The organism is Cupriavidus sp. DB3 (assembly GCF_020418465.1).
In the GTDB taxonomy this organism is placed as follows: Bacteria; Pseudomonadota; Gammaproteobacteria; order Burkholderiales; family Burkholderiaceae; genus Cupriavidus; species Cupriavidus cauae.
On the sequence record NZ_JAIZPL010000002.1, the window covers coordinates 664,250 to 688,011 of the forward strand.

The following is a 23,762-nucleotide window of genomic DNA, read 5'->3' on the forward strand; positions in this document are numbered from 1 at the left end:
CGATGTCTTGAGCCTGTTCGACCTTATTGCCCGTGATGCGTGCCATTGGCGCCATTGGCGCCATGTACGACCTTCGCGCCGGTGGACGCGCTGCTGCGTATTCGGGCCACCGCCTCGTCCACGCCCTGCCAGGCCGGCTTGTCCGGCGCAAAACGGGCGCGCAGGTAATGCACCAGTTCGGCGACCTGCCGGTCGTCGAAGCTGTCGGCAAAGCTCGGCATATCGCCCAGCGCATTCGATGAAGGCGCCGGAATGCCCTTGAGCACGGCCTGAATCACGTTGTCCGGCTTGTCGCCATGCAGATTGGTGTTCAGCGCCAGCGACGGCTTGGCGCCGAACATCGGCACGCCCTGATCGGATTGATGGCAGACCGCACAGGCGCTCTGGTAGAGCCGGTCGGCGGGACCGGTCATGGTGCGGGCTAGCGTCGCGCTGCGCTGCTCGAGGACCCGTGCCCGCCGGTCGAGCGTGGCGGCATCCGGCGGCGGCGCGTTGAACGATGCGACGTAGTGCGCAATCGCGCGGACGTCGCTCTCCGGTAATTGCGCCAGCTCTTCGACGACCGGCGCCATCGGTCCGGCGGCGGCGCCATGGCGCGACGAGTACCCCGTGCGCAAATACTGGAACAGGTCTTCTTCGGTCCAGGGAATCGGCGCGCGCGACAGCGAGGTCAAGGCCGGCGCTTCCCAGCCTTCGGCCTCGCCGCCGGTCAGGTAGGCGCGGCCGCCCTTCTCCGCGCCGAAGGCATTGCGCGGCGAATGGCAGGCGCTGCAGTGTCCCAGCCCTTCGGCCAGATACGCACCGCGGTTCCATTGCACCGAGCGCGACGGGTCGGGCTGGAAGGGCTCGTTGCGATGGAACAGCAGATTCCAGCCGGCCATCAGTGGCCGCAGATTGAAGGGGAACGCCAACTCGGTCTTCGGCGCCGGCGCATGCACCGGCTCGGCCGACATCAGGTACGCGTACAGCGCGCGCATATCGCCCTCGCTGATCTTGGCGAAGGCGGTATAGGGGAAGGCGGGGTACAGCCGGCGTCCGTCGCGATGGACGCCTTCGCGCATCGCGCGCTCGAACGCGGCGTACGACCAGTTGCCGATGCCGGTGTCGACATCGGGCGTGATATTGGTGCTGTAGATCGTGCCGAACGGCGTCTCGAGCGGCAGGCCGCCGGCGTTCTTCGCGCCGTTGGGCGCGGTGTGGCAGACCGCGCAATCGCCGGCCGCCGCCACCAGCTGGCCGCGTTCGATTGTCGCGGCCGAATAGAAGCCCGGCTCGGGGGGCGCAACGGGCGCGATCGCCGAGCGCCATGGCATCACGGTGGCGCACAGTCCGGCGATGGCGGCGCCCGCCGCAATCAGCCAATGGCGCTTGCGCCTGGCGGGCGCGCCCTCGGTGTGTTCTCCGGCCAGCGCCAGGCGTACGCGTTCGCCGCTGAACGGCGGCTCGCGCAGGCGCACGCCGGTGGCATCAAAAATCGCATTGGCGATCGCGGCGGCGGCGGGCAGGGTCGCGGCGGCGCTTCCGCGCAGACCCGCGGTCGTCGTCAAGCCGCCGACGACGCGGACCTCGGGAGCGAGCGTGCCGACCGCGGCCGGCAGCGCGGTGGCGGCATCGGCGGCCGTCGCCCAGCGATCGAACGACGGCGCCTGTGCCGTCAATTGCCGGGTCGCTTCGGCGATATCGTGTTCCAGCGCCGGCGCAGCGGCCTGCGTTCGGCCGGGTGAAGGTGAAGGCGAAGGCGACGGCAAGGACGACCGCGAAGGTGTGGACGTGGACACCGCGCTGTCGTGACCGAGCGTGACCCGTGTCACGCTGACTTCGCCGCTGAACGCGTCTACCTCGACGTCGGCAACCCACGCGGCCCAGCTGTGCGTTGGCTGCGCGCCATCGGTATCGACCACGCTGGCGTAGGCGAAGCCGCGCCCGCGGCGAACGCCCGCCGACACATCGGGCGACGCGGCGCGGGACACAGAGCGCTGTGCAGGCGCCTGCCATCCGGCCTGCCACGCCACCTGCCGAACCAGCGCCGCGCCCCGCTCGTCCTGCAGATGATTCAGGCGCAGCGCAACCGGATCGACGCCGGCCAGCGCGGCGGCCTCGTCCAGATGCGATTCGCGTGCAAACACCTGAGCGACGGCGCCCGCCAATGGGTTGATCGCGATGGCGACTGCCGTGGGCGCCATGTCGGCCGACACCGCTTCGAGATGGTCGATCCGATACGGCGGCACCAGTCCGGCGTCATCGCTGCCGCCGACATCCGAGACCGCGGACGGCGTACCGGTCTGGATCGATGCCAGCGGCCGAGCCTGGACAGGCATTGCCGTGGCTGTGACCTGGTAGGCGGAAATCGCGGCGGCCTCGCCATCGGGCTCGCCGCCGGTCGTCGCACTTGCGATGCGGGTCGTGATCCATCCCGCGGCATCGTCGAACGCCGCCGCATCGAAGCGAACCCGCACCGGTCCGCCGACCGCCTGCGCCAGCAGCGCGGCATCGGCGGCGGCATGATGGGACACGCTTGCCCGGGCGGCCGCACCGCTCACGTCGGCCATGTCGGCCACGTCGGCCATGTCGGCCATGTCGGCCATGGCGGCCATATCGGCCATATCGGCGCCGTCGTGCCAGCAGATCAGCGCGACCGCGGTCTCGGCAATCCCGAGCAGCTTCGCCAGCTCGGCGCGCAGCGCACCGGGACGGCTATCCGGAAGCCAGACCCGCAGTTCGCCGTCTCGCCAATCCGCGATCGCGGTGGCGGCAGGCGGGGCGATGCCGGCCAGCGGCCAGCGGTAGTCCTGTTCGAGTTGCATGGATGCGGCCGCCAGCGCCGACGCTGCGTCGCCGTGCGAGGCGACCACCCGGCGCCGGCGCGGAACACGCTGCTCGGTACGGCCCCCGGCCTCCGACCATACCGGGCGCAACGCTGCCGCACCGGCTGCCGCCTGCGCGGGCGAGCGTGCCACCACGGCGAGGAAGTTGGCGCGCGCGACCACCGCGACCACATCGGGCACCGCGCGTGCGGCCTCGGCGTCGAAGCGGCGCAGCGTCGCGGCATGCGGATGACGGGGCCGCACGACTTCGCCAAACAAGCAGCGTTCGCGCGCGGGCGGTGGGATCAGCATCGTCCCGTCCGCTCCGTGGGCGATATCGCCGCCGCCGGCCACCCGTGCCAGATCGTTCATCGCGGCTCCGCCTGTTCGCCGGCCTGCCCCAGCAATACCGCGGCGCGCTTGACCGCGCGCACGATCTCGACATGCGTGCCGCAGCGGCACAGGTTGAAGCGCAGCGCTTCGCGGATCTGCTCGTCGGTGGGATCGGGATGCATCGACAGGAAGGCCTTGGCGGTCATGATCATGCCGTTCAGGCAGTAGCCGCACTGGGCCGCCTGTTCCTCGATAAAGGCTTGCTGCACCGGGTCCAGCCGCTCGCCCCGCGCAAGCCCTTCCAGCGTCGTCACCGCATGCCCGACCGCGGCCCTGACCGGCACCACGCACGAACGCGCCGCGACGCCGTCGATCAGCACCGTGCAGGCCCCGCACTGACCGAGCCCGCAGCCGTACTTCGGCCCGTTGCATTGCAGGTCGTTGCGCAGGACATAGAGCAGCGGCGTGGCCGGGTCGGCGCAGACCGATCGTTCGGTGCGGTTGACGTTCAGCGAGAGCTGGCTGGGGGGGCGAGGCACGCTCATGGGGCTGGCTTGTCTTGGGGGCGGCAATGCAAGGTTGCCGCGCCTCCGGGATTCACGATGGGCATCGCGGGCCGGAGCGCGCCGGCTCGACCGCGCCGGCGGGCCCGAAGACCCGCGCCAGGCCTGCGCTCAGGCCGCGGCGGTGGCGGTGGCCGCGGTGGCCGGGCTGGCGGGCACCGGGGCCGCGGCAGGCTCGACCAGCGGTACCTCGAACACATCGTAGCCGAAGCACCAGTCGGGATTCTCGTTGCTGCGCAGCCAGGTGTTCTCGTGCGAGACCCGTTGCACCTTGCTGGCGCGCTCGGCGCGGTTGGCCTCGTACAACGCAAAGGTCGTGCCGAAGTCGTCGAGCCCGGCTTCGACGAAGCAGCGGGTCAGCATCGCGGCGTCCTCGATCGCCATCGCCGCGCCCTGGGCCATATGCGGCTTCATCGGATGGCAGGCATCGCCCAGCAGCACCAGCCGGCCGCGGCTCCACAGCGGCAGCGGGTCGCGCTCCAGCAGCGGCCACTTGGTGACCTCGACCGTGCCTTCGATCAGCGACTGCACGCCCTGGTGCCAGCCGTCGAACGCGGCGCGCATCTCCTCGATGCTGCTCGGCAGCCAGCTCTTGCTCATGTCCCAGGTCGGCTCGGGCACGCCCGTCACGTAATAGATCTCGTCGAGCTTGCCCGTGTCGAAGTAGACCATCATGTGCCGATCGTCGGACCACCACTTGGTACAGCGGTCGTGCGTGAAGCCCTTGACGCGCGAGATCGGGAACACCGCGCGGTGCGCGATATAGCCGGTGTACTTGGGCGGCTCGGCGCCCAGCAGCGTTTCGCGGATCTTCGAATTGACACCGTCGGCGCCGATCACGATATCGGCCTCCTCGACGGTGCCGTCGGCAAAGCTCAGCCGCACCACATCGCCCAGATCCTCGACCTGGGTCAGCTTCTTGTCGAACAGCAGCGTGCCGGGCGCGACCGCGTCGGTCAGCAGCGCGTGGAAGTCGCCGCGGTGCACGGTGAGGTAGGTGGCGCCGTAATGGGACACCGCGTAGTCGCCCAGCGGAATCTGCGCGATCACCTCGCCGGTCTTCCAGTCGCGGCTGTACCAGTAGTCCGGATGGCAGCCCATCGCATTGAGTCCGTCCTCGATGCCGATCCTGCGCATGATCTTCATCACGTTGGGTCCGACATGGATGCCGGCGCCAAGCCGCGAAAACGCCGGGGCCTGTTCATACAGCCTGACGTTGAAGCCCTCACGCTGCAGCAGCGCGGCCGCGGCCGTTCCTCCCAGTCCTGCACCGATCACGGCGATCCGAGGTTTGCCTTGCACGTTTTTCTCCTGGCCATCACTTCCATCAAACACAGTTCGCGCCGGCCGGGGCCAGCGATTGGAATTGAGTGTACACACCATATTTTTTGACGTAAAGGCGGAATGCGGCGACTCGGTGTAATCCCTAGGTATTGAAGTGGACGGAACGCTGCAATGCGCCATATCCGTGAACTCAAGCACCAATTGCGCCTTACGTTCGTTGAGTACTTACTAAAATGGTGCATTCGGCACGGTGCCGGAGATGGTTGTCGTAATACAGTGTGTACACTACAATGACTCGACACACGCAAGACGGCTTGCCGTAACGCGCCCCTCTCTACTGACAAACGGAGTCGACAGTGCAGAAAGTCTTCCGGATCGGCCAGATCGTGCCGAGCTCCAACACCACCATGGAAACCGAGATCCCCGCGATGCTGGCGGCGCGCCAGCTGGTGCGGCCGGAACGCTTTACCTTCCACTCGAGCCGGATGCGGATGAAGACGGTCAAGAAGGAGGAGCTTGCCGCGATGGACGCCGAGTCGGACCGCTGCGCGGTCGAACTCAGCGATGCGCGGGTCGACGTGCTGGGCTACGCCTGCCTGGTGGCGATCATGTCGATGGGGCGCGGCTATCACCGCGTGTCGGAAGGGCGCCTGCAGTCGCGCACCGCCGAGAACGACGGCACCGCACCGGTGGTCACCAGCGCGGGCGCGCTGGTCAATGCGCTGAAGGTGATCGGGGCGAAGCGCATTGCGCTGGTCGCGCCCTATATGAAGCCGCTGACCGAGCTGGTGGTCGACTACATCCGGAACGAGGGCTACGAGGTGGTCGACTGGCGCGCGCTGGAGATTCCGGACAATCTCGAAGTGGGCCGCCACGATCCGAACCGCCTGCCGGCCATCGTCGCGCAGATGAATACGCGCGACGTCGATGCCGTGGTGCTGTCTGCCTGCGTGCAGATGCCTTCGCTGCCGGTGGTCGAGAAGGTCGAAGCGATGACCGGCAAGCCGGTGATCACCGCCGCGATCGCGACCACCTACGCGATGCTCAAGGCGCTGGACCTGGAGGCGGTGGTGCCGGGCGGCGGCACGCTGCTGTCGGGCGCGTACTGAGCGGAGGCCGTCATGACAGCGTCCCTACTCTATGGCGGCAACGTCCTTGCCAACGGCATCCGCCAGCATTACCTGCGCTACGGCGGTCCGGGCGAAGGCCGCGACGCGCGCGACCCGGTCATCGTCGTGCCGGGCATCACCTCCCCTGCGATCACCTGGGGCTTCGTCGGCGAGCGCTTCGGCCGCCAGTTCGATACCTATGTGCTCGATGTACGCGGCCGCGGCCTGTCCGAGGCCGGCGACGCGCTCGACTACAGCCTCGATGCCCAGGCGGCCGACGTGATCGCCTTCGCCGAGGCCCTCGGCCTGCAGCGCTACAGCGTGGTCGGCCACTCGATGGGCGCGCGCATCGGCCTGCGCGCGGCGCGCGCCAGGCCGGCCGGCCTGGTACGGCTGGCGATGATCGACCCGCCGGTATCCGGCCCCGGCCGCCGGCCCTACCCCTCGCAGCTGCCCTGGTATGTCGATTCGATCCGGCTGGCGCGCCGGGGCATCGATGCAGAAGGCATGCGCGCCTTCTGCCCGACCTGGACCGAGGCGCAGCTGCGGCTGCGCGCCGAATGGCTGCATACCTGCGACGAACGCGCGGTGGTGGCCAGCTTCGACGGCTTCCACCAGGACGACGTGCATGCCGACATGCCCCATGTCGCCGTGCCGGCGCTGCTGATGGTCGCGGGCCGCGGCGACGTGATCCGACCCGAGGACGTCGAAGAAATCCGCGGCCTGATGCCGCAGCTGCAGGTCGCGCGCGTGCCAGACGCCGGCCACATGATTCCGTGGGACGACGAGGCCGGGTTCTATCGCGCCTTCGGCGACTTCCTCGGCGCGCCGCTGCAGCCGTGACGCACGCCAACCTTCACCGAATCACCGAGCAAGGAGAACGCATGCCGGTAAGCGATCATGATCTGACGCAAGCCTGGAAGCAGGTGCTGACGCTGTCGAAGCTGCAGCCGGGCCAGAGCGTCACCGTGCTGACCAGCGCCGCCACGCATCCGCAGACGATGCGCACCGCGCTGCTGGCGGCCTCGTCGATGGGCGCCATCGTCAACCGGCTGGATCTGCCGCCGGTCAACGCGGAGAAGGCGCTGAGCCGCGATTCGCTGGCCTATCTCGGCACCACGCCGCTGACCGGCAATCCGGCCGCGATCGCCGCGCTCAAGGCCAGCGACCTGGTGCTCGACCTGATGACGCTGCTGTTCTCGCCCGAGCAGCACGCGATCCTCGCCACCGGCACGAAGATCCTGCTGGCGGTCGAGCCGCCCGAGGTGCTGGTGCGGCTGGTGCCGACCGAAGCGGACCGCACGCGCGTGCGCGCCGCCACCGCGCGGCTGTCGCGGGCGCGGGAGATGCATGTCGTCTCCGACGCCGGCACCGACCTGCGCTGCGCGCTCGGCGAATTCCCGGCCATCAGCGAGTACGGCTTCGTCGACGAACCCGGCCGCTGGGACCACTGGCCGAGCGGCTTCGTGCTGACCTGGCCCAACGAGGGCGGCACCAACGGCCGCATCGTGCTCGACCGCGGCGACATCCTGCTGCCGATGAAGTCCTATCTGCAGGCGCCGATCGATATCACGGTCGAGAACGGCTATGTCACGTCGATCGACGGCGAGCTCGACGCCGAGCTGCTGGCCGATTACATGGCCTCGTTCAACGACCCCGAGGCCTATGCGATGTCGCACATCGGCTGGGGCCTGCAGCCGCGCGCGCGCTGGTCCACGCTGGCGATGTACGACCGCGAGGCCACCATCGGCATGGACGCGCGCGCCTACGAGGGCAACTTCCTGTGCTCGTTCGGCCCGAACAACGAGGCCGGCGGCAGCCGCACCACCGCCTGCCACATCGACATTCCGGTACGCCATTGCACCGTCCGCCTCGATGGCGAGACGGTGGTGGAGCGCGGCCGCGTGATGGACGGCGGCGCGCCGGTGCAGCATGCATTCGACTATCGAAACGACGGAGCCTGACATGCAGGATGAAGTGTCGACGTACCAGCGCCAGGGCTTTGGCGCGACCATGGAGATCGCCGCGCCGTTCGGCCTGCTGATCATCGACTTCGTCAACGGCTTTGCCGATCCGGCGGTCTTTGGCGGCGGCAATATCCCGCAGGCGATCGCCAACACCGGGCCGCTGCTGGCCGCGGCGCGCGAACAGCGCTGGCCGATCGCGCATACGCGCATCGTCTTTGCCGACGACGATGCCGACCGCAATGTCTTCACGCAGAAGGTGCCGGGCATGCTGACCCTGAAGGAGGCCAGCCACGACAGCGCGATCGTGCCAGAGCTGGCGCCGCGCGACGGCGAGCTGGTGGTGCGCAAGACCGTGCCGTCGGCGTTCTTCGGCACGTCGCTGGCGGCCTGGCTGGCGCACCGCGGCGTGCGCACGCTGCTGGTGGCCGGCTGCGTGACCAGCGGCTGCGTGCGCGCCAGCGTGGTCGATGCGATGTCGCACGGCTTCCGCCCGCTGGTGCTGTCCGACTGCGTCGGCGATCGCGCGCTGGGCCCGCATCAGGCCAATCTGTTCGATATGGAGCAGAAGTACGCGACCGTGATGCCGCGCGACGAAGCGCTGGGCGCGATCGCCGCGGCGCAGGATCGTTAAGGCTTCGACAGACCGCCGGAGACCGCCGATGCGTCCCGCTTCAACCGGCCGCCGCCACGCGGGCGTTCTGCGCGGTCTTGCCCACGGTCTTGCGCACCGGCTTGCGCGCGGACCTGGCGGGGCGGGATGCCGCGGCCGGCTCGGCCGCCGTCGCCTGCTCCGCCGCAATGGCGGGCCGGCAGACCGCGTTGAGCACGGTGTGCTGCATCACCTCGCGCCAGTGCTCCAGCGCGGGCTTGCTCATCATCGGCTCGCCGAGGAACGCGCTCAGCGTATGGTGGTTGGAGTTGTAGAAGTAGCCCAGCGAGGCGATCACCAGATAGATGTCGCGGGCGCGCACCTCGGGCCGGAACTGGCCGCTGGCCTTGCCGCGCTCGAGCACGCCGTCGAGCACCGACAGCGCATAGCTGGAGATTTCCTTGAGCCGGCCGGACTTCTTCGCATGCCGGCCCTGGCTGATATTCTCGCTGGTCAGGATCGCGACGAACTCGGGGTGGTCCAGGTAGTAGTGCCAGACGAAATCGGTCAGCTGCATCAGCGCGCGCACCGGATTGTCCGGATCGAGCTCCAGCGCCTGCTCGGCCTCGTTCAGCTGCATGTAGATGGTCTCGAGCACTTCGACGAACAGCTTTTCCTTGCTGCCGAAGTAGTAGTAGATCATCCGGTCATAGGTCTTGGCGAGCGACGAGATGCGCTCGACCCGTCCACCGTCGTAGCCGCGCTCGGCGAACACCTTGATGGCGGCCTTCAGGATCTTGGCGCGCGTATCCTGGGCTTGCCGGGCCCGCGTGCCGGCCGCTGCCCTGGTTCTTGCCGTCGCGGTGGTCATGTCGTCGGTTGCGAGGATCTGGCGTTGCGAAGCTGCCAGTATAACTGTCGAAGGTGCCCGCGGCCGCACGCCTTGCAGGCCATGCGGGGCGATCCATGCAAGGCGATGCGAGAGCACTGCGGCGCCATCGCGGCGCGGCCGCGATCGAAGGAAAACGAACGAAATGCCGATGCACGACGATGACTCTCCGCGCGCCCTGAGGGCGGCGCTGTCGCAGGCCCGCGGCGTGCTGCTGATCACGCGCGCCGCGCAGGCCGCGCCCAAACCCGCACCCGGCCAGCCCGGGGCGGCATCCGACTATGTGCCGGCGCTGCCGGATGTCTTCGTCGCCGTGCAAGCGGACGGCGAGGTGCTGGCCTTCAATGGCCATGTCGATCTCGGCACGGGCATCCGCACCGCGCTCGCGCAGATCGTCGCCGAGGAACTGGACGTGCCGCTCGCTTCGGTGCGCATGGTGCTCGGGCATACCGATGCCACGCCGAACCAGGGCCCGACCATCGCCAGCGCGACCATCCAGATTTCCGCGCAGCCGCTGCGCCGGGCCGCGGCGCAGGCGCGCGCCTTCCTGCTGGCGCGCGCCGCCGAGCGCCTTGGCGTGGCGGCCGACGGCCTCGTCGTCGACGCAGGCCGCGTTCGCGTCCGTCCATCGGACAGCCATACGCCCGCCGAAACCGGCCTGTCCTACGGGGCCCTGCTCGGCGACGACCACATCGAACTGCCGCTGGCCGACGAGGTCGCGCTCAAGCCGGCCAGCGCCTATCGCGTGGTCGGCAAGGCCGCGCCGCGCGTCGATATTCCGGGCAAGGCCACCGGTGCGCTGACCTTCGTCCATGACGTGCGCGTGCCCGGCATGCTGCATGGGCGCGTGATCCGTCCCCCGTATGCGGGACGCGATGCCGGCGACTTCGTCGGCCGCAGCCTGATTTCGGTAGATCGGGACTCGATCCGCGACGTGCCGGGCGTGGTCGATGTCGTGACGATCGGCGATTTCGTCGGCGTGGTCGCGCAGCGCGAGGAGCAGGCGATCGAAGCGGCGCGCCGGCTGCGCGTGCATTGGCGCGCCGCGCCGCCATTGCCGCCGCTGGACGATCCCGAGCCCGCGCTGCGGGCCAATCCCGCCAAACGGCGCGAGCTGCGCGCGCAGGGCGATGTCGATCTTGCCCGGGAGCAGGCCGCCACCACGCTGCAGCGCAGCTATGTATGGCCCTACCAGATGCACGCGTCGATCGGGCCGTCCTGCGGTGTGGCCCACTGGCGCAACGAAGGGCGCAACGAAGGGCGCGACGATGGGCGCAACGAAGGCCGCAACGAAGAGCGGGACGACGACGGACGCAACGAAGAGCGCGAAGAACGGCACGAAGAACGGCACAACGATGCGGACGGCAGCGCGCTGACGGTCTGGTCCGGCACGCAGAACCCCCATGTGCTGCGCATCGACCTGTCGCGCCTGACCGGGCTGGACGAAAGCCGGATCGAGATCGTGCGGATGGAGGCGGCCGGCTGCTATGGCCGCAACTGCGCGGACGACGTCTGCGCCGACGCCGTGCTGCTGTCCCGCGCGGTGGGCCGGCCGGTGCGCGTGCAGCTGTCGCGCGAGCAGGAACATCTGTGGGAGCCCAAGGGCGCGGCGCAGCTGATGGACGTGCAGGGCTCGCTTGGCGCCGATGGCGCGCTGCTGGGCTGCGACTTCGTCAGCCGCTATCCGTCCAACGACGCGCCGACGCTGGCGCTGCTGCTGACCGGCAGGATCGACCCGGCGCCGCGGATGCTGGAAATGGGCGACCGCACCGCGGTGCCGCCCTACGACTACGCGCATACGCACATCGCCTGCGACGATACGCCGGCCATCGTCCGCGCCGCGTGGCTGCGCGGGGTATCGGCGCTGCCCAATACCTTCGCGCACGAGTCCTTTATCGACGAGCTGGCGCACGAGGCGGGCGCGGACCCGCTGGCCTTCCGGCTGCGGCATCTTGCCGACGAACGTGCGACGGACCTGCTGCGCGCGGTCGCCAACGAAGCCGGCTGGCGCGAGGGCGAACGCGGGACACGCGGCATCCCCGCTGCCAACGGCAGGCTGCGCGGCCGCGGCATCGCCTATGCGCGCTATATCCACAGCAAGTTTCCCGGCTTCGGCGCGGCCTGGTCGGCGTGGGTCGTCGATCTGGAGGTCGAGCCCGACAGCGGCAGCATCCGCGTGCTGCGCGTGGTGGTCGGCCAGGACACCGGCATGATGGTCAACCCCGACGGCGTCCGCCATCAGGTGCATGGCAATGTGGTGCAGACCCTCAGCCGCTCGTTGAAGGAGCAGGTGCGCTTCCACGCGGACGGCGTCGCGAGCCGCGAATGGGGCAGCTATCCGCTGCTGACCTTCCCCGAGCTGCCGCCGATTTCGGTGGTGCTGATGCCGCGCCAGCACGAGGCGCCGCTTGGCGCCGGCGAGTCCGCCTCGCTGCCGGGCGCGCCGGCGCTGGCCAATGCGCTGTTCGACGCCACCGGCCTGCGGCTGCGGCGGCCGCCGTTCACGCCGGAATCGGTGCGCGCGGCGCTGGCCGATGCCGCAGGGAAATCGTCGCCCGCGCGAATGCGGCGACCCGGTGTCTCCGCCCTTGCCGGCTGAAGCAGCGGCTGCATTACCGCGCTCGCGGGAACGGCAGCCTTTGCGTTCGCGTTCGAGTTGGTGCTACGCCCCCGGCTCGCGCTCGTCGAACTCGCTCATCTTCTTGAGCAGATAGGTGATCGCGACGCGTTCGGCCGGGTTCAGGTCGCCGAAGGTCTGCTCGGTGATCTGGTGCGCGAAGGGAATCGTCTGGTCGATCAGCGCCAGTCCGGCGGGCGTGACGGTGACCACCACCTTGCGCCGGTCGCTGGGGTCATGCGACACCGCGATCAGCTCGCGCGCCTTCAGCCGCTCGATGATGCCGCGCACCGTGGCCTGGTCGATCGCCGTGGCGCGCACGATCTCGCTGAGCGAGCACGATTGCCGCTCCTTGACCGCGCACAGCACGACGAACTGCGCCGCGGTCAGCTGCGAATCGGGAATGGTCTGCTGGAAGATCGCGACATGCCGCTGATAGGCCCGCCGCAACAGGTGGCCGACCTGGTCGGTGAAATCGTACGAAGGGACCGGCGTCTTGTTCTTGTTGGATGACGAGGTGGACACTTTGCGTGGCGGCATCGGTAGGAGTGTTGCGCAGAGTATATCGGGCACGGCGTCGATACGGGGCCTTCGCCGCCGCTTTCCGCGCTGCCTTCGCCGGCATTTCCTGGGCTGGTTCGCGGGCGGTTCGCGTCCGATGCGCGGCCGGTCCGCGTCCAATCCGCGTCCGGTTCACGGCAATAGGCGTGCGATTTGACGGCCTGCCGGCGCGCGCGCAGTATCATGGGGCCTTCCGCACGGCGCAGCGCGCCCACATCGCTTCTATGTCAGCCGTCATCCCGGGGCATCTGGCCAGGCCTGAGCCCTCCCACATGGTCCGCTTCTACGACGAGGATTCGATCCTTCTGGCGGACGTGCGCGAGTTCGCCGACGAGGCCTTGCGCTGCGGCGGCAGTGCGATCCTGATCGCCACCGAAGAACACCTGGACGCCCTGCTGCCGCTGTTGCGCGGGCTCGGCCCCGGACGCGACGACCGGCCGTGGTACACCGGCAATCTGGTCGCACTGCCGGCGCAGGCGACGCTGGACCGTTTCATGGTCGACGGCTGGCCGGACGAGCAGCGCTTTCTGGCAAGTGTGGGGGAGCTGGTCGCCACCGAAGCGCGGCGTGCTCCGCCGCTGCACGCCTTCGGCGAGATGGTGGCGCTGCTGTGCGAGCAGGGCAGGCACGACGCCGCGCTGCGGCTAGAGGAACTGTGGAACGACCTGATCCGGCGCCACGGCTTCAAGCTGCTGTGCGCGTATCCGCATCGCGTGTTCGACAGCGACGAGCAGGCGCGGCACTTCCGCTGCGTCTGCGACGTCCACACCCACTTCTACGCCACCGCGGCCGGCAAGCCGCCGGAGATCGAGGACAACGCCCTGCGCGCCGCGGTATGGCAGCAGAAGGCGCTGGCGCTGGAGAACGAGGTCAAGCGCCTGCGCGAGGCCGAAGCCACGTTGCGCCGGCGCGAGATCGAGCTGACCGACTTTCTGGACAACGCCGCCGAGGGGGTGCACCGCGTGGCGGCGGACGGCACCATCCTGTGGGCCAACCAGGCCGAGCTGCAGATGCTCGGCTATCGCTACGACGAGTATGTGGGCCGCCCGATCACCGACTTTCACGTCGACGCCCCGGTCATCGAACACATCCTCGACAGCCTGAAGGCGGGCGAGACGCTGTACGACCAGCCGGCCAGGCTGCGCTGCAAGGACGGCAGCATCAAACCCGTGCTGATCCACTCGAACGGCTGCTTCGAGGACGGCAAGCTGCGCTATACGCGCTGCTTCACGCGCGACGCCAGCGACCGCGTCGCGCGCGAGATCGCCGAGCAGCAGCGCGAACGCCTGCTGCGCGAACTGGAGCGCGCCAGCCAGGCCAAGGACGAATTCCTGGCCATGCTGGGGCACGAGCTGCGCAATCCGCTGTCGCCGATCGTCACCGCGCTGCAACTGATGCGCATGCGCGGCTCCACCGAGACCCAGCGCGAGCGGGCCATCATCGAGCGCCAGGTCGATCATCTGGTGCGGCTGATCGACGATCTGCTCGACGTCTCGCGCATCACGCGCGGCAATATCGAACTGAAGGTCGAGACGGTGCAGCTCGTCGACGTGCTGACCAAGGCCGTCGAGATGGCAAGCCGGCTGCTGGAGCAGCGCAGCCATCGGCTGACCGTCGATGTCGACCGCACGCTGGTCTGGCAGGGCGACCCCGTGCGGCTCGCGCAGGCAGTGGCCAATCTGCTGACCAATGCCGCGCGCTATACCGATATCGGCGGCGAAATCCTGCTGTCGGCACGGCGCGACGATGAAGGCGGAGACGATATCGGCAGCGGCAGCGGCAGCGGCAGCGGTGAGAGCGCCGACGGCACCATCGTGATCCAGGTGCGCGACAACGGCATCGGCATCGCCGCCGAGATGCTGCCCCATCTGTTCGACCTGTTCTATCAGGGGCCGCGCAAGATCGACCGCCCGGAGGGCGGGCTCGGCATCGGCCTGGCGCTGGTCAAGAATCTGGTCGAGTTGCACGGCGGCAGCGTCACGGCGACCAGCGAAGGACCGGGTCACGGCAGCGAATTCACGATCCGGCTGCCCGCGCACGCCAGCGCCGCACTGGTCGCCGCTGCGCACCGCGAGGAACCTGCCGCCGTGGTGGCCCCCGGCGATGCGCGCCGCGTGCTGCTGGTCGACGACAACGTCGATTCGGTACAGGCGCTGGCGCAGCTGTTGACGGCCTACGGCCACCATGTGCAGGTCGCCTACGACCCGGTTTCCGCGCTGCGTATCGTCGAACGCTTCGCCCCTGATGTCGCGGTGCTCGACATCGGGCTGCCGGTGATGGACGGTTACGAGCTGGTGCGCCGGCTGCGCGAAGCGCTCGGCGAGCACCCCTGCCGCTTCGTCGCGCTGACCGGCTACGGGCAGGAGACCGACCGCGATCGCAGCAAGGCCGCCGGCTTCGGCCAGCATCTGGTCAAGCCGGTCAGCCCCGATGCGCTGCTGCGCCTGATCGAGGACACCGGCCGCTGAGACGCGGCGGCGCGCTTCCCGGCGCGCTTGCCAGCGCGCCTGTCGACTCGCTCCCTACACCGCCAGGTAGTCGCGCCGCACCGCGTCGTTGGCCGCCAGTTCCGCCATGGTGCCGTGATAGCGGATGTGGCCGTTCTCCAGCACATAGGCGCGATCGCTGACCAGTTCGGCGAAATGCAGGTTCTGCTCCGACAGCAGGATCGACATGCCCTCGCGCTTGAGCGCCAGGATCATGTTGGCCATCTGCTCGACGATCACCGGCGCCACGCCCTCGGACGGCTCGTCGAGCAGCACCAGATAGGGATTGCCCATCAGCGTGCGCGACACCGTCAGCATCTGCTGCTCGCCGCCGCTCATCTGGCCGCCCGGACGGTGCGGCATCTCGCCGAGATTGGGAAACAGCGAGAACAGCTTCTGCGGCGTCCATTCGACCGCATCGGGGCGCGGCGGCTGCTTGCCGATCTCGAGGTTCTCCATCACCGTCAGGTCGGTGAAGATGCGCCGGTCCTCGGGCACGAAGCCCATGCCCATGCGGCTGATCTGGTACGGCTTGGCACGCGCCAGGTCGCGGCCGCGGAAGCGGATGCTGCCGTGCGCGCGGTCGAGCAGCCCCATCAGCGCCTTCATCGTGGTCGACTTGCCGGCGCCGTTGCGGCCCATCAGCGCGACCACCTCGCCCCGCCGCACTTCGAGGCCGACATCGAACAGGATGTGCGCGCGGCCATAGAAGGCGTTCAGGCCGCTGACTTCCAACAGCATGTCGGCGTTCATGCCGAGCCCTCCTGCGTCTGTGCCGGGCGGCGCTGTCCCGCCTGGCTTTCGAAGGTCTTGCCGGTGCCGAAATACACCTCGCGCACCTTCGGATCGTTGCGGATCGCCTCGCCATCGCCCTCGGCGATCAGCTGCCCGCGCGCCAGCACGATCATCCGGTCCGCATAGGCGAACACGACGTCCATGCTGTGCTCGGTAAACAGCACCGACAACTGGTGCCGCACGACCAGCTGCCTGGTCAGCGCCATCAGCGCCCGGCGCTCTTCGGGCGCCATGCCGGCGGTCGGCTCGTCCATCAGCAGCAGCCGGGGCCGGTTGGCCAGCGCGATCGCAAGCTCGACGCGCTTGACGTCGCCATAGGCGAGCACGCCACAGGCGCGCTCGGCCTGGCTTGCCATGCCGACCTGCTCGAGCAGCGCCATCGCCTCGTCGCGATGGTGCGCGCGCACCGGGCGCCACAGCTGGAACAGCTTGCGCTCGCGCGACAGGATCGCCATCTGCACGTTCTCGACCACCGTCATCGAGCCGAAGGTGGCGGCAATCTGGAAGGTCCGGCCGACGCCGAGCCGCCAGATGTCGCGCGGCCGCATGCCGGCGATCTCGTGCCCGTCGAAGCGGATCGAGCCCTGGTCCGGCTTCAGCTGGCCGTTCAGCATGTTGAAGCAGGTCGATTTGCCGGCGCCGTTCGGGCCGAGCAGCGCCAGCAGCTGGCCGGCGGGCAGGTCGAACGACACGTCGCTGACCGCCTTGACGCCGCCGAACGCCTTGCCCAGATGTCTGACTTGCAGCAGCGTCATGCCGGCTCCTTCAGCGAGGGGGATTGCCAGGACGAGGAGGACGCGCCGGCCACCCCCGCACCGCCGGCCGCCGGCTCGGCTACGGCCGGGTCCGTCTCGCGCCCGAAGCGCTTGCGCAGCGAACCGACGATGCCCGCCGGGAACAGGATCACCAGCAGCAGCATGGTCGCGCCCAGCAGCGCGCGCCAGTAATCGGTTTCGCGCGCGATGGTGTCCTGCAGCCAGGTGAACACCGACGCGCCGACCAGCGGCCCCGCCAGCGTCTGCACGCCGCCAAGCAGCACCATCACCAGGCCGTCGACCGAGCGGCCGACGCTGATCGCCTCCGGCGAGATGCTGCCCTTCGAGTAGGCGAACAGCACGCCCGCCATGCCGCAGAACAGGCCCGCGATGGCGAACGCCACCCACTGCACGCGCTTGACGTCGATGCCGATCGCCTCGGCACGCAGCGCCGAGTCGCGGCCGGCCCGCATCGCGTAGCCGAACGGGGCGAACAGCACGCGCCGCAGCGCCAGCACGCACAGGCAGCACAGCCCCATGGTCAGGTAGTAGAACGCGGTCGGTGACGACAGCCAGCCGGCTGGCCACACGCCCAGCAGCCCGTTGCTGCCGCCGGTAAAGCCGTCCCATTGATAGATGACGGACCAGACGATCTGCGCGAAGGCCAGCGTCAGCATCGCCAGATAGGTGCCCGACAGCCGCACGCAGAACCAGCCGAACACCACCGCGCCAATGCAGGCGACCAGCGGCCCCAGCAGCAGCGTGGCCTCCATCGGCAGCTGCCATTTGGTCAGCAGCAGCGCGGCGGCATACGCGCCGAGGCCAAAGTAGGCGGCATGGCCGAACGAATGCAGGCCGCCCGGCCCCATGATGAAGTGCAGGCTGGCGGCGAACAGCACAGCGATCAGGATCTCGACCAGCAGCACGGTCAGGTACGGATAGGCCTGCGCCAGCACCGGCACCAGCAGCAGCGCCGCGACGGTCAGCGCGCCGGCGAGCTTGACCGCCTTGCCGGGCGCGCGCATCGGCGCCTCCAGCTCGGCGCCATTGCGCGACGGCGCCTGCGGCTTGCCCAGCAGTCCCCATGGCCGCACCACCAGGATCACCGCCATCACCAGGAACTCGACCACCAGTGTCATCTTGGTCAGCGCGATCTCGACGCCGCCAAACGACACCGTGCCGAGCGCGATGCACAGCGCCTTGATCTCGGCGATCAGCAGCGCCGCGAGGAAGGCACCGGGAATCGAGCCCATGCCGCCGACCACGACGACGACGAAGGCGTTGCCGATCGTCTCCAGATCCAGTGCCAGGTTGGCCGGGACACGCGGACCCTGCAGCGCGCCGGCCAGTCCGGCAAGGAAGCAGCCCAGCGCGAACACGCCGGTGAACAGCCAGGCCTGATTGATGCCGAGGGCGCCGACCATCTCGCGATCCTGCGTCGCCGCGCGCAGCAGCGTGCCCCAGCGCGTGCGCGTCAGCAGCAGCCACAGCAGGCCGAGCACCAGCGGGCCGATCGCGATCAGCACCAGGTCGTATTGCGGGAAGCGCTGGCCCAGTATCTCCACCGCGCCGCTCAGGCCCGGGGCGCGCGGGCCGAACAGGTCTTCCGGTCCCCAGACGAACAGCGCCGCATCCTTGATCACCAGCACCAGCGCGAAGGTCGCCAGCAGCTGGAACAGCTCCGGCGCCTGATAGATGCGCCGCAGGATCACGCATTCGACCAGCGCGCCGATCGCGGCGACCAGCAGCGCCGACACCAGCACGCCGCCCCAGAAACCGGCGGCGGTTTCGCCGATGCGGCTGACCACCGTGTACGACAGATAGATGCCCAGCATGAAGAACGAGCCGTGCGCGAAATTGACGATGCGCGTGACGCCGAAGATCAGCGACAGCCCGGCAGCCACCAGGAACATCGTCGAGGCTTCGGCCAGGCCGTTCAGCAACTGGACCAGCAAGCTTGTCAGTGTCATGTGTCGACTCCAGCCGGGACGTGCCGGCCTTGTTGCATTGGCCTTGTTGCACCGGCCTGATTGGACCGCCCTCTCAACGGCACGATTTCACCGGCCTGATTGCATCGCCGTTATTGCGCCGGCCGCATCGCCTTCACCTCGGCGTCGCTCGGTTGCACCTTGGCGCCGTCCACGTAGACGAACGAAGTCATCACGCCCTTGCCGTCGCGCACGCCGGTGCGGCCGACGTAGGCGCCCATCGTCGATTGATGGTCCTGCGGACGGTAGACGATCTGCCCCATCGGCGTGTCGACGCGCAGGCCGGAGAATGCGGCGGCCAGCTTGTCGCTGTCGGCGGTGCCGGCCTTCTGCAGCCCGGCCGCGATCGACTTGACCGCGGCGTAGCCGACCACCGAGCCGACGCGCGGCGTGTCGTTGAATTTTTTGCGGTAGGCCTCGACGAACTTCTTGTTCTCCGGCGTATCGATCGCGTACCACGGGTAGCCGGTGACCACCCAGTTCTTCGGCGCCTCGCCGCGCAGCGGATCGAGGTATTCGGGTTCGCCGGTCAGCAGCGACACCACCTCGCGCCCCTCGAACAGGCCGCGCGTATTGCCCTCGCGCACGAACTTGCCGAGGTCGGCGGCGAACAGCACGTTGAAGATCGCATCGGGCTTGGCGTCCGCCAGCGCCTGCACCACCGAGCCGGCGTCGACCTTGCCCAGCGGCGGTGCCTGCTCGGCGACGAACTCGACATCGGGCTGCGCCTGCTTCAGCAGCTTCTTGAAGGTGGCGACCGCCGACTGGCCATACTCGTAATTGGGATAGACGATGGCCCAGCGCTTCTTCTTCAGCTTGGCGGCCTCGGGCACCAGCATCGCGACCTGCATATAGGTCGACGGGCGCAGCCGGTAGGTGTACTGGTTGCCGTTCTGCCAGACGATCTTGTCGGTCAGCGGCTCGGCGGCCAGGAAGAACACGCGCCGCTGCTTCGCATAGTCCGTCAGCGCGAGGCCGGTGTTGGACAGGAAGCCGCCGAACAACAGCGCCACGCGCTCGCGGGCCACCAGTTCCTCGGCCACCCGCACCGAGTCGCCCGGATTGCCGTTATCGTCGCGCGACACCACCTCCAGCTTCTTGCCGAGCACGCCGCCCGCCGCATTGACCTCGTCCACCGCCATTTCCCAGCCGCGCTTGTACGGCTCGAGGAACGCCGGCTGCGCCTTGTAGCTGTTGATCTCGCCGATCTTGATGGTGTTCTGCGCCAGCGCCGCGGCGCTGCCGAGCAGCGCCGACACGGTGACTGCCATGGCAGCGGTGGCGCGGCGCAGTCGTCGTTGGGGGCGGATTCGGTTGTGCATCGTTCTTCCTTTGCTGAAGCGAGTCGCCGGTTGGCGGAGATGGACGGTGGAACGGCAAGGCGCGCCGGCGCAGGCCCGGCACAGGGACGGCACAGCGCTGGTGCGTGGCGCCCCGCCCGGGCGGTGCGCCGCGCACTGTTTTCATTCAGGATTCACTACATAAATCGCAGCGGCCGGTTTGACGCAAGGAACGGGCCAGCGGCTGCCCACGCCGAACCGTGCAAGCATGCCACGGCAAGCGGCTTCGCGCTCGTTCCGCGGCGGATACGTCCGGCCGCGGCGCGGCGTGGTGCTTCCGGGCCCCGCCATTGATGTAGTGTTTACCGAATGGACGTTCAGTATGTACTACATCAAAGCGGGTGGAAATCAGGGTGTTCACGGGAATGGCACCGGCGGGGAGGCGGTGCGGCGCGGGAGATCGGCGAACAAGGCAGGCAACGACGCAGTCGGCGAGGAAGGGCAGGAAAGCGGCGCGGCAATCAAGCCCTCTGCGAAAAGCCGGGCGGGATCAGCCCCTTGCGCGCAGCAGATCGACATAGGCGGTCGGCACCAGCCGGCTGGCGTCGATGCCCAGCTTGCCCAGCAGCGCGTGCGCCTCGGCCACGCCGTGCTCGGGCGCTTCGCCGTCGCGCAGCACCACCTCCAGTTCGAGGAAGTCCCCCAGTCCCTCGACGCGGTCCAGATGCACGCGGGTGCGGCCGATCAGGTAGAGGATGCGGGCCTTGCGCACGCGCCCGGCCTCACCGTAGGCGGCCGACAGCGCGGCGCGCAGCTGGTCCGGCTCGGCGGTCGGCACGATCTGGTAGTGGCTGGGCTTGGGACCGCTGTCGTCGGCGCGGCGATAGAAAATCAGCTCGCCCCGTCCCGAGGGAAACGCGCGCAGCTTGAGGCGGCCGTTGCCGCAATGGAAGAAGGTGTCGTCCTGTTGCAGCAGCTCGGGACCGTGATCGGCCAGTTCGGCCGCGAGGGGCGCCAGGGCGTCGCGGTCGTCGACGCGGGCCTTGATTTCGATATTGGTCGGCATGGGGCGACGATGGTAGCACGCGTGCCCCCCGTGCCCAGCCCGGCCCGCCCCGCGCGCTCAGGCATTCGCGGCCTGCCCGATGGCCAGCGCCAGCGCGTCTTCCAGCCGGTCGTTGCCCCAGAACATCTGCTCGCCGACGAAGAAGGTCGGCGCGCCGAAGATGCCGCGGTGCAGCGCCCGTTCGGTCTGCGCGCGCAGCGCCTCCTTGTTCTGCCGCAGCACCGCGGCGGACAGCAGCGCGTCAGCCGGCAGGCCCAGTTCGGCCAGGGCCTCGCCGACCGCCTCGGGGTTGTCGATATCGCGGTCCTCGGCGAAATTGATCCGCATGATGCGGCGGCAATAGGCGCCGATCCAGGGCTCCTCGGCGCCGAGCAGTGCCACGCGCATCGGCAGCAGCGCGCGGCGCGGAAACTGGCTCGGCTGCCGCCACGGCAGGCCGTATTTGGCGCACTGGCGCGCAGTGTCGAACATCGCGTAGGCGCCCTTGGCGCGCTGCACCACGAAGGGCGAGCCTTCCCAGCCGTGTGCGGCGAACACCGGGCCGAGCAGGAAGGGCCTCCATGCCAGCGCGACGCCGTGCCGGGCGGCCAGCGCCTCGATCCGCATCGCGCTCAGGTAGCTGTAGTTGCTGCCGAACTCGAACCAGAACTCCAGGGTGGGCGTGGGCACGGCGGACATCGTGTCTCCTCGTGGGCTGCGACGTCACGATGATGGCGCGCGGCCCGGTGCCGCTCAAGCGCGGCTTGCGCATGGCTGGCATGCCGGCACGGCATGCGGCGGCGCACAAGCGAAGCACAGGCAGGGGACGAGCAGGGCGAAGGCTGTGACATGTCCGCCGCCCGGGGTGTCGTCCCTTTCCTACAGGCAATTCAGTCCGGGGCCGAATCGACGCCGGTCCGCCCGGGCCTAAGCTGGACGCATCAGGCGGCAACCACGCCGCTCAGGAGATCATCATGTGGAAGCTGATAGCGACGCTCGTTGCGGCGGGCGCGATGACCATCTCGATGCAGGGCTGTACGTTGGGCGGCGCTGTCGCCGGCGGCGCGATCGGCCACGAAGTCAGTGACGGCAGCCCGTGGGGCACCATCGGCGGCGCGGCGGTCGGCGGCTATATCGGCCACGAGCTCGGCAAGGACTGACGGGCGATTCGGCCCTTGATCGGCCCTTGATCGGCCCTTGATCGGCCCTTGCAGGCCACCCTGCTTTCGCGGGTGGCCTGACTCACCGGCGCTCGCCGTCGAAGGCCTGCGATCCCTCGGTGGTCAGCGGCCACGCGATGGCCAGCGATCCCTCGGTAGTCAACAATCCCCCGACGAGCTGCGGTCCCTCAACGGCGACCGTTCAATAACGCGGCCGCTCCGCGCTGCGCGCCACCACCGCGTTGCCCGCGATCAATTCGCTCAGCAGCGCCAGCGAGGCGCGCCCGCTGGTGCGGTACGGATCGAACTCCGCCCGCGGGAAATACTTCAGCAGCGTGGCGGTATTGATGCGGCAGGTATCGACCAGCCCCATCGCCCAGCCGGCAAATTCCCGCTCGGCGATTTCCTCGTAGTGCAGCAGCACCACGTCCTCGTGCCGCGGGTCCTGTGCGATCCGGTGATAGAGCGCCGACACCTCGGCGCGGGCGCCCTCCAGGGCCTGCAGGAACACACCGTTGCCGTAGCACAGCACCCCGGTGATGCCTTGCGGCGGATTGCGCTCGATGCTGGTGGCGACGATGGTATCGACCAGATCCTCGTCGGCGGGCTGGCGGGCGCGGCTCCCGTAAAGCAGACGAACAAGCATGATGGCCTCCTTCAGCCGCGGTTCAGATTGAGCAGGGTCAGGAATTCGCGCCGCAGGCTGTCGTTCTTCAGGAAGGAGCCGCGCATCACGCTGTTGGTCATCTTGGCGTCGGTATCGCGCACGCCGCGCCAGTGCATGCAGAAGTGCTCAGCCTCCATCACGATGGCCAGGCCGTCCGGATTCATCTTCTGCTGCAGCAGGTCCGCCATCTGGCTGACTGCTTCTTCCTGGATCTGCGGCCGGCACATGATCCATTCGGCCAGCCTCGCATATTTGGACAGGCCGATCAGGTTCGAGTGCTGGTTCGGCATGACGCCCACCCATAGCTTGCCGATGATCGGACACAGGTGGTGCGAACACGCGCTGCGCACGCGGATCGGACCGACGATCATCAGCTCGCTGAGCTGCTCGACATTGGGAAATTCCGTCACGCTCGGCGCATGCACATAGCGGCCGGCGAAAATTTCCTTCAGGTACATCTTGGCGACGCGGCGCGCGGTCTCCTGCGTGTTGTGATCGTTGTCGATATCGATCACCAGGCTGCGCAGCACGTCGGCCAGCCGGTTCTCGACCTCCTTGGACAGCTGGTCGAGCTCGCCCGGCTCGATGAAGCGCGAGATATTGTCGTTGGCGTGGAAGCGCTGGCGCGCGGCGAGAAGCCGGGCGCGGATGCGCTCCGACACCGGTTGCTCGACGACGTGGCCGCGCGCGTCGGCCACGACGGGCGTCGAGGCGCCGGCTGCTTGCCGTTTCGGAGCGGAATCGCTGGTGGTCATGCCGTTTCCCGAGTTGAAGGACATTGGCCCGACTATAGGGGGACGGCACAGTGGCGGCAAGCGCAGGGACGAACCTGGCGCTGCCTGGCGAAATCGGCGCCCGCAATGGCCCGGC

General features: G+C 68.9%; 20 protein-coding genes. 7 read left to right on the forward strand and 13 right to left on the reverse strand.

Going from position 1 to position 23,762, the window contains the following annotated elements:
• Positions 1-23: 23 nt before the first annotated feature.
• The 3 genes from K7G19_RS08755 to K7G19_RS08765 all read right to left on the reverse strand — a co-directional run bounded on the left by K7G19_RS08755 (position 24) and on the right by K7G19_RS08765 (position 5,002).
• Positions 24-3,176: a cytochrome c gene (locus K7G19_RS08755; protein ID WP_226106859.1), complete on the reverse strand. Its 3,153-nt coding sequence runs from the start codon at positions 3,174-3,176 to the stop codon at positions 24-26.
• Positions 3,173-3,682: a (2Fe-2S)-binding protein gene (locus K7G19_RS08760; protein WP_226106860.1), complete on the reverse strand. Its 510-nt coding sequence runs from the start codon at positions 3,680-3,682 to the stop codon at positions 3,173-3,175. Before K7G19_RS08760 ends, K7G19_RS08755 begins: the two co-directional genes overlap by 4 nt.
• Positions 3,683-3,811: 129 nt before the next feature.
• On the reverse strand, positions 3,812-5,002 hold the full coding sequence (locus K7G19_RS08765) for an FAD-dependent monooxygenase (RefSeq protein ID WP_149318535.1): 1,191 nt from the start codon (positions 5,000-5,002) through the stop codon (positions 3,812-3,814).
• 389 nt (positions 5,003-5,391) lie between these two features.
• Here K7G19_RS08765 and K7G19_RS08770 point away from each other — a divergent pair, with 389 nt between their 5' ends.
• Genes K7G19_RS08770 through K7G19_RS08785 form a run of 4 tightly spaced genes read left to right on the forward strand, consistent with a single transcriptional unit; the run spans position 5,392 to position 8,691 of the window.
• Positions 5,392-6,093 (forward strand): Asp/Glu racemase, encoded by a 702-nt coding sequence (locus tag K7G19_RS08770; RefSeq protein ID WP_226107067.1) that lies wholly within the window; start codon positions 5,392-5,394, stop codon positions 6,091-6,093.
• A gap of 12 nt (positions 6,094-6,105) precedes the next feature.
• Entirely contained in the window at positions 6,106-6,936 is an 831-nt protein-coding gene (locus K7G19_RS08775; RefSeq protein ID WP_226106861.1) for an alpha/beta fold hydrolase, read from the forward strand.
• Positions 6,937-6,977: 41 nt separating this feature from the next.
• Positions 6,978-8,057 (forward strand): 2,5-dihydroxypyridine 5,6-dioxygenase, encoded by a 1,080-nt coding sequence (locus tag K7G19_RS08780; RefSeq protein ID WP_226106862.1) that lies wholly within the window; start codon positions 6,978-6,980, stop codon positions 8,055-8,057.
• A gap of 1 nt (position 8,058) precedes the next feature.
• Positions 8,059-8,691 carry an N-carbamoylsarcosine amidohydrolase gene (locus K7G19_RS08785; protein ID WP_149318539.1) on the forward strand — a complete coding sequence of 211 codons (633 nt, stop codon included), beginning with the start codon at positions 8,059-8,061 and terminating at the stop codon, positions 8,689-8,691.
• Positions 8,692-8,731: 40 nt separating this feature from the next.
• Here K7G19_RS08785 and K7G19_RS08790 read toward each other — a convergent pair whose 3' ends face one another.
• Positions 8,732-9,520, reverse strand: coding sequence for a TetR/AcrR family transcriptional regulator (locus K7G19_RS08790; protein WP_150084742.1), 789 nt, complete (start codon positions 9,518-9,520; stop codon positions 8,732-8,734).
• A gap of 163 nt (positions 9,521-9,683) precedes the next feature.
• Between K7G19_RS08790 and K7G19_RS08795 the strand changes: the two genes are divergently transcribed.
• Positions 9,684-12,137, forward strand: coding sequence for a xanthine dehydrogenase family protein molybdopterin-binding subunit (locus K7G19_RS08795; RefSeq protein ID WP_226106863.1), 2,454 nt, complete (start codon positions 9,684-9,686; stop codon positions 12,135-12,137).
• 63 nt (positions 12,138-12,200) lie between these two features.
• Here the strand turns inward: K7G19_RS08795 and K7G19_RS08800 are convergent, their stop codons facing one another.
• Complete coding sequence (locus K7G19_RS08800; RefSeq protein ID WP_149318542.1) at positions 12,201-12,695, reverse strand: MarR family winged helix-turn-helix transcriptional regulator; 495 nt, start codon at positions 12,693-12,695, stop codon at positions 12,201-12,203.
• Between the two features lie 293 nt (positions 12,696-12,988).
• Here K7G19_RS08800 and K7G19_RS08805 point away from each other — a divergent pair, with 293 nt between their 5' ends.
• The gene (locus K7G19_RS08805) at positions 12,989-15,184 is read left to right on the forward strand and encodes an ATP-binding protein (RefSeq protein WP_226106864.1); all 2,196 of its coding nucleotides are present in this window, start codon (positions 12,989-12,991) and stop codon (positions 15,182-15,184) included.
• Between the two features lie 54 nt (positions 15,185-15,238).
• On the opposite strand, the gene K7G19_RS08810 is transcribed toward K7G19_RS08805, so the two are convergent.
• The 6 genes from K7G19_RS08810 to K7G19_RS08835 all read right to left on the reverse strand — a co-directional run bounded on the left by K7G19_RS08810 (position 15,239) and on the right by K7G19_RS08835 (position 21,764).
• On the reverse strand, positions 15,239-15,955 hold the full coding sequence (locus tag K7G19_RS08810; RefSeq protein ID WP_149318543.1) for an ABC transporter ATP-binding protein: 717 nt from the start codon (positions 15,953-15,955) through the stop codon (positions 15,239-15,241).
• Positions 15,952-16,752: an ABC transporter ATP-binding protein gene (locus K7G19_RS08815; protein WP_226106866.1), complete on the reverse strand. Its 801-nt coding sequence runs from the start codon at positions 16,750-16,752 to the stop codon at positions 15,952-15,954. The genes K7G19_RS08810 and K7G19_RS08815 overlap by 4 nt, the downstream gene beginning before the upstream one ends.
• Positions 16,749-18,722: an ABC transporter permease gene (locus K7G19_RS08820; RefSeq protein WP_226106867.1), complete on the reverse strand. Its 1,974-nt coding sequence runs from the start codon at positions 18,720-18,722 to the stop codon at positions 16,749-16,751. Before K7G19_RS08820 ends, K7G19_RS08815 begins: the two co-directional genes overlap by 4 nt.
• 110 nt (positions 18,723-18,832) lie before the next feature.
• Positions 18,833-20,011: an ABC transporter substrate-binding protein gene (locus K7G19_RS08825; protein ID WP_226106868.1), complete on the reverse strand. Its 1,179-nt coding sequence runs from the start codon at positions 20,009-20,011 to the stop codon at positions 18,833-18,835.
• Between the two features lie 559 nt (positions 20,012-20,570).
• A complete protein-coding gene (locus K7G19_RS08830; protein WP_150084739.1) occupies positions 20,571-21,086 on the reverse strand; it encodes a class IV adenylate cyclase in 516 nt (171 codons plus the stop codon).
• Between the two features lie 57 nt (positions 21,087-21,143).
• The gene (locus K7G19_RS08835) at positions 21,144-21,764 is read right to left on the reverse strand and encodes a 2-hydroxychromene-2-carboxylate isomerase (RefSeq protein ID WP_226106869.1); all 621 of its coding nucleotides are present in this window, start codon (positions 21,762-21,764) and stop codon (positions 21,144-21,146) included.
• Positions 21,765-22,039: 275 nt separating this feature from the next.
• Here K7G19_RS08835 and K7G19_RS08840 point away from each other — a divergent pair, with 275 nt between their 5' ends.
• Positions 22,040-22,225 (forward strand): glycine zipper 2TM domain-containing protein, encoded by a 186-nt coding sequence (locus tag K7G19_RS08840; protein ID WP_053823305.1) that lies wholly within the window; start codon positions 22,040-22,042, stop codon positions 22,223-22,225.
• Between the two features lie 202 nt (positions 22,226-22,427).
• Here K7G19_RS08840 and K7G19_RS08845 read toward each other — a convergent pair whose 3' ends face one another.
• Together K7G19_RS08845 and folE are read right to left on the reverse strand one after the other, a co-directional pair.
• Complete coding sequence (locus K7G19_RS08845) at positions 22,428-22,871, reverse strand: BLUF domain-containing protein (RefSeq protein ID WP_226106870.1); 444 nt, start codon at positions 22,869-22,871, stop codon at positions 22,428-22,430.
• Between the two features lie 11 nt (positions 22,872-22,882).
• Positions 22,883-23,647: a GTP cyclohydrolase I gene (folE, locus tag K7G19_RS08850; protein WP_150084737.1), complete on the reverse strand. Its 765-nt coding sequence runs from the start codon at positions 23,645-23,647 to the stop codon at positions 22,883-22,885.
• Positions 23,648-23,762: the final 115 nt, after the last annotated feature.